This is a genomic window from Bartonella sp. TT121SHDZB (assembly GCF_042193415.1).
GTDB lineage: Bacteria > Pseudomonadota > Alphaproteobacteria > Rhizobiales > Rhizobiaceae > Bartonella.
Genome location: NZ_JBHILR010000005.1, coordinates 148218 through 154627 on the forward strand (window position 1 = coordinate 148218; position 6410 = coordinate 154627).

At 37.5% G+C, this 6410-nt stretch carries 3 protein-coding genes; 2 read left to right on the plus strand and 1 reads right to left on the minus strand.

Going from position 1 to position 6410, the window contains the following annotated elements:
- Positions 1 to 73: 73 nt before the first annotated feature.
- Entirely contained in the window at positions 74 to 2701 is a 2628-nt protein-coding gene (gene pepN / locus ACFIKI_RS04830; RefSeq protein ID WP_375665970.1) for an aminopeptidase N, read from the plus strand.
- A 285-nt stretch (positions 2702 to 2986) separates the two neighbouring features.
- On the plus strand, positions 2987 to 5308 hold the full coding sequence (locus ACFIKI_RS04835) for an ATP-binding protein (protein WP_375665972.1): 2322 nt from the start codon (positions 2987 to 2989) through the stop codon (positions 5306 to 5308).
- A gap of 8 nt (positions 5309 to 5316) precedes the next feature.
- Here ACFIKI_RS04835 and ACFIKI_RS04840 read toward each other — a convergent pair whose 3' ends face one another.
- Entirely contained in the window at positions 5317 to 5841 is a 525-nt protein-coding gene (locus ACFIKI_RS04840) for a methylated-DNA--[protein]-cysteine S-methyltransferase (RefSeq protein ID WP_375665974.1), read from the minus strand.
- Positions 5842 to 6410 lie beyond the last annotated feature (569 nt).

Genomic DNA, 6410 nt, shown 5'->3' on the forward strand with positions numbered 1-6410 from the left:
TTCTTTAATCCTATATTGCTTCTAAAATTAACACACCCTTCTTTAACTCTTAAAATACAAATGGGAAAAAACTATGAAACAGCCAATAACATCTATTTATCGTTTGGAAGATTACCAACCAACTCCTTACGCTATCCCTAAAACACACCTTTCCTTCCAATTGGCACCAACAAAAACCTATGTTACAGCCATATTGTTTATTGAGCCCCGTCACGATACAAAAGAATTAACACCTCTCGTTCTTTCTGGTGATGATCTTACTTTAATTTCCGTTTCTATTAATGATGAGATATTAGCCCCAAACACTTATAAAGTGACGCCTTCACGTTTAGAAATTACAACGCCACCAACGGTTCCTTTTACATTGAAATTGGTTACAGAACTGAATCCTGAAAGCAACCGCCAACTTATGGGGCTTTACCTTTCAAATGGTGTTTATTGCTCACAATGCGAATCGGAAGGTTTTCGTCGTATTACTTATTTTTACGACCGCCCAGATGTTCTTTCTACCTATAGAGTGAAAATTGAAGCAGATTCCCAAACAATCCCAATCTTGCTTTCAAATGGTAATCTAGTGGAAACAGGAACTTTAGAAAATAATCGCCATTTTGCCATTTGGGAAGATCCTTATCCCAAACCATCTTATCTCTTTGCTTTAGTAGGTGGAGATCTTGATAAGTTAGAAGACCATTTTACAACTGTATCTGGACGACGTATCGAGCTTGGTATCTATGTAGAAAAAGGAAAAACCGAACGCGCAACCTATGCAATGGATGCTCTTAAACGTTCCATGCGTTGGGATGAACAATGTTTCGGACGCGAATATGATCTTGATATTTTCAATATTGTCGCTGTGTCCGACTTTAACATGGGAGCAATGGAAAACAAAGGCCTTAACGTTTTTAATGATAAATATGTTCTTGTCGATCCTGAAACAGCAACCGATCAGGATTATAGAAATGTTGAACGTGTCATTGCACATGAATATTTCCATAATTGGAGCGGTAATCGTGTTACCTGTCGCGATTGGTTTCAACTCTGTTTAAAAGAAGGATTCACTGTTTATCGTGATCAGGAATTTTCATCAGATCAAAATGTACGCAGCCTACAGCGAATTGAAAATGTAAAAGCATTAAAAGCGACGCAATTTGCAGAAGATGCAGGACCTCTTGCGCATCCTGTACGTCCTCGTCAATATAGCCAAATTAATAATTTTTACACCACAACTGTTTATGAAAAAGGTGCTGAAATTGTTCGCATGATACGGACTATTTTAGGTCCTACTCTTTTTCGTAAAGGCACTGATCTTTATTTTCAACGTCATGATGGACAAGCTTGTACAATTGAAGATTTTATTACCTGTTTTGCTGAAGTGTCTGGTCAAGACTTCTCCCAATTCATGCTATGGTATGAACAGGCAGGAACACCCAATGTAGAAATCGATAGTCATTATAGCGATGGTGTTTTAACAATTCATGCAAAGCAACATATTCCCGCAACTCCACAACAAAATACAAAAAAGCCCATGCTTATCCCTATTGTATTTGGCTTGTTAGGACCTAACGGAGAAAAACTCACCTATGAAGCGGATACAGATATTCAATCAGATGTTATGCTTTTATCCAAGGAAAGCCAAACGTTTACATTAAAAGGACTGCGTGAAAAACCCGTTTTATCACTGCTGCGAGACTTTTCAGCACCAATCATTCTACACACGCCATTCAATGAAAGAGAACTTATTTTTCTTGCACAACATGATGACAATCACATCAATCGCTGGCAATCTCTTAATCATTTAATGACGCAAGCTTTGATTCAAAGCATTCAAGATAAAACACAAGAAAAAGCAACACTCCCTTCTGCTTTGCTAAAGCTGATTGAAACGATCATAATAGATGAAACCTTAGAGCCTGAATTTCGTGCCTTCTGTTTAAATTTACCTAGTGAAGTTGAGCTTGCTCATACAATTGGTAAAAATATTGACCCAGATCGTATTCATTGTGTCCGCAATCAGTTTTTAGTTTCACTTGCACAAACCCATCAAGAGCTCTTAACAAAATTCTATGAACAAATGCAAACCCAAGAGCCCTATTCACCAAACACTGCACAAGCTGGAAAGCGAGCATTAAAGAATATCATACTGGATTATCTTTCCATTGCTGAAGCCAATCCAAATCGTGCTGCTATACAATATGCAACAGCTGATAATATGACTGACCGTATGGCGAGTATCGCTGTTCTCGTGAAGCGTTTTAATGAAAGTGCGCAGGCACAAAATGCCTTAAATGATTTTGAAAACCGTTATCAGCATGACCCTTTGGTCATGGATAAATGGTTTTCTATTCAAGCAATGGTTGCTGGCACATCAACACTCGAGAATGTTCAAAAGCTCATGCAACATCCGCTGTTTTCACAAGATAATCCTAATCGTGTACGTTCTCTAATCGGTGTTTTTGCCTCTAACAATCTCACGGGCTTTAACAGGATGGATGGAGCGTCTTATCATTTTCTTTGCCAAGTCATTTTGGAAATTGACAAAAAAAATCCACAGCTTGCTTCACGATTATTAACAATGATGCGCTCTTGGCGACAATTAGAACCTATTCGACAACAAAAACTTGAAACTGAATTAAAAATGATTGCTGTTGCGCCAAAATTATCAAGCGATGTTGCTGATATCATTAATCGTCTGCTTACTTGAAACAAAAAATTATTTTAAATCAATATGCTATAATATTTTTTAAAATAAATTCTATAAACTATTCGATCATCATTAAATCTATAAACAGGTAATCTAAGCCTGTTTATAGATCACGTTTAAAGTGCTTTTTTCTTTTCATATTCCAAAATCATAAAAGTAAAATTATTTTTTTAAAAAAAAGACTGGACAGAAGACTCCTGTTTTGATTCATTGCACTCGATGGGGTTACTATGAATATCGAAGCAGTTTTTAAATCACATTATTCCAGAATTAAAGGAACGCGAGATGGCTAAATTGGACGCATATAATGCGCCAAGGGAGGTGTATGCTGATTCAAAATCAAGCGCTCAAAGTCGCAAGGAGCGAACAGAGCGTACCAATCTGTTTTCTGGTCCTGCCTATCAAAAACTTCTTTTTATTGAACCTTGGCTGCGACGTTCACTCCCATTTGTAATTCTTGCTTTTCTTGTTACGCTAGCAGCGATCCGTTTCCTATCAATCTATGATTGGCGCAACACAATTGATAAAAACACGCATTCTACCATCACTCTCTTAGCTTCTCATATTACCAATACGATTGACCGTGACTTACTTGCAGCCACTCGACAAGGAAAAACTGCTGCTCTTTCTCATAATCATTTACAAAATATCCTGACTAATTTTCGTAACAAAGGTCTTATAAAAACCAGCGCTGTTATTGCTATTGTCGATCAAAAAGGCAATGTCCTGGCTTCATCAAGTTCCGAGATTGTTTTAGGAAAGCCCTTACAGGATTTTACCTCTGAAAGCATTGCTTTACAAGCTCTAGGAAAACATGCTGGAATCATGAAAATTACAATAGGAAAAGATATTCCTGCTCTCGCTTCCTTTCAGCAAACAGAAAATGGACAATATGGGGTATTCATCAGTGAAAAAATGCAACATATTTACATGGAATGGCGGAAAGCTCTCTCGTTAAATATAACCATGTTTATTGGAACTAGTGGCGTTATCCTTGCTCTTCTTTATGCTTATTACAACCAAATTGTACGAGCACGCAAAACAGATCTTGTTTCAGAAAAAATTCAAAACCGTATTGACATGGCAATGATGCGTGGACGCTGTGGACTATGGGATTGGAATATGGCAAGTGGACGCGTCTACTGGTCACGAGCAATGTACGAAATGCTCGGCTATGTCCCTCAAGATGCACTGCTCTCAATTTCCCAAATTAGCGCCATTATCAATCCAAATGATGCGAATTTTTTTGATCTTGCTCAAGAATTAATGAGCGGTAAAAAAAAGCATATCGATATTAACGTTCCTATGCGTCATGCTGATGGTCATTATGTATGGATGCGCATTCGTGCCGAAGTTACTGAAGAAGAAGAACCCCATTTGGTTGGTATTTCCTTCGATATTAGTGAACAGCAACAATTGGCTGAACAAACGGCGCAAGCCGACCTTCGTATCCGTGATGCGATTGAAAACATTTCAGAATCTTTCGTCTTGTGGGATGCTGAAGGACGTTTAGTCATGTCCAACAGCAAATTTTGCGAATATGCCGCTATTCCTAAACAAATTCTACAATCTGGTATCCAACGTGCAACTGTCGAAGCCATGACCCGCCCTGCTCTCAGTGAATATCCCCTTAAAGATGATGGTACGGGTAACTTAACCAGTATTCGCCAAACTGCAGATGGTTTTTGGCTCAAAATTAATGAACGTCGAACCCAAGACGGAGGACTGGTTTGTATTGGTACTGACATTTCTGAGCTTAAACAACAACAGGAAAAATTTGAAGACAGCGAAAGGCGGCTTTTTTCTTTCATTCAAGAACTCAAACGCACACGAGGGAGTGCTCAACAACGTGCAACAGAAGTTGAAAAACTTAATAAAAGTCTGAAAGCAGAAAAAGAGCGCGCCGAAAGTGCTAACAAGGCTAAATCAGAATTTTTAGCTAATATGTCTCATGAATTGCGCACACCTCTGAATGCTATTCTCGGTTTTTCAGATATCATGTTACAATCGACTTTTGGCCCTCTTGGTTCACAACGCTACAAAGAATATATGCATGATATTTACAATTCAGGGACCCATCTTCTTACCCTTATCAATGATATCCTTGATATGTCAAAAATCGAAGCTGGAAGATTTACGCTTGATTGTAAAAACACCGATCTCGAACCCATTATTAGTGAAGCAGTCCGAACATTAACACCTCAAGCTCAAGAAAAAGATATTGCCGTTACAACAAACATTACTCCAAAGCTTCATGCTGAAGTGGATGGTCGTGCAATGAAACAGATTTTCCTAAATCTCATCTCTAATGCCGTTAAATTTACGCCTTCTGGCGGAAATATTGATGTCTGCGCTTTCAAGAAAAAAAATAATCTTATTTTTAAAATTACAGATACAGGTGTTGGTATTCCCCAATCAGCAATTAAAAAACTTGGGCAACCTTTTGAACAAGTTGAAAATCAGCTTACTAAATCTCATACAGGATCAGGTCTTGGATTAGCTATTTCACGCTCTCTTTTAGAACTCCATAAAGGAAAACTTGAAATTACTTCAAAAGAAATGAAAGGAACAACAGTAACGATTATAATGCCCATAACACAACGTTAAATTTGTTTTTAATTTCCCCCATGTTGTTCTCGTTGTAGCAAAATCTGTTTCCGTTTGTCCCCCCAACGATACCCTGAAATACAACCATTTTTACGCACAACACGATGACAAGGAATGATAAGAGCCAATTCATTACGTGCACACGCATTAGCAACAGCACGAAAAGCATTTGGCATACCAATACGGCATGCCAATATCTCATAGGAAATTGTTTCACCACATGGTATATTGCATAGTGCCGCCCATACTTGTCGTTGGAAAAATGTACCATTTATATCCAAGGAAAAATTATATTTTTTTACCAACTTAGGCGTTTCTATCATGGCTATAATATGGGCAACGTCTCTCTTAAATGTATTGTCGCCCACAACTTGTCGTGCATCACCAAAGCGTACCCTGAAATCTTGTAATAATTGTTCTGTAGTATCTCCTAACGCTATATGACAAATCCCTTTTTTAGACTTAGCCACCAAAAGCTTTCCTATTGATATATCTTCTAAACAAAATATTCTCGTTTGAGAAATGTTCAACATTTTACTTTTCTTTATATTTTAAAAAGTTTTGAATATCATACATAAAGTAAAGGGAGAGTATTTTTACCACTATTTTATAAAACCAAACAAGATCGTCCTGAAATTATCTCCTTAGTCATTGTATTAAAATACACTCTCACCACTCTATGGAATGGAATAAAATCATACATAAATTGACTTTCTTTCTAGCCTAAAGAACAAAGATTTCAACCATAGCCAATCTATCAACAATCCAACTTCTTGTTTAATATATCCCAGCCGCAACCATTTCATAGGGGTCACTTCATAAGCTCTACAGACAAATTCTGTACCTGAGTTTGATAATGCATTGATTTATAATGATAATATAGCGTTATTCATATTGAATTAGACCCTCGAATAACGTAAGATTCTCTCATTTCAAATCTGTATATCTTGAATCAATCAAAATCACTTGCTTGCACACCACAAGCGGGGCTGACGTGTGGGTAAAAACTATAGAAGAAAGGATTAAAAAATGGTTCTTATGAATCGGCTTAATGCAAGATCTGTCGCAACATTGGGGGCTGGCAAATATAATGATGGTGCTG

Coding starts and splice junctions, on each gene's coding strand:
- pepN (WP_375665970.1), top strand. CDS start 74: ATGAAACAGCCAATAACATCTATTTATCGTTTGGAAGATTACCAACCA.
- ACFIKI_RS04835 (WP_375665972.1), top strand. CDS start 2,987: ATGGCTAAATTGGACGCATATAATGCGCCAAGGGAGGTGTATGCTGAT.
- ACFIKI_RS04840 (WP_375665974.1), bottom strand. CDS start 5,841: ATGTTGAACATTTCTCAAACGAGAATATTTTGTTTAGAAGATATATCA.